Here is a 263-nt window from a genome sequence, read left to right on the forward strand (position 1 = left end):
TTCAGCACCACTCGCTGGTCCGGTGGCGCAGGGTGCGCGACAACTTCGCCTTCGGCCTGAAGATGCGCGGGGTCGGGATGGCTGAGCGCCATCGCGCCGATGAAGACATTCTCAAACTGGTCGGCCTCGAAGGCTTTGCCGAGCGCTGGCCCGATCAGCTCTCCGGGGGCATGCAGCAACGGGTAGAAATCGCCCGGGTGCTGGTCAATCGCCCGCGACTGTTGCTGATGGACGAGCCGTTCGGCGCGCTGGATGCGCTGACC

Annotated in this window: 1 protein-coding gene; it reads left to right on the top strand. The window is 65.8% G+C overall.

Annotated features, from left to right (window positions below; all coding sequences use genetic code 11):
* Positions 1 to 14: 14 nt before the first annotated feature.
* Positions 15 to 263: ATP-binding cassette domain-containing protein (locus AAEY83_RS15995; protein ID WP_502945205.1), on the top strand; the 249-nt coding region annotated here is incomplete at its 3' end.

The organism is Psychrobacter sp. TB20-MNA-CIBAN-0197, assembly GCF_040309765.1.
GTDB classification, from domain to species: Bacteria; Pseudomonadota; Gammaproteobacteria; order Pseudomonadales; family Moraxellaceae; genus Psychrobacter; species Psychrobacter submarinus.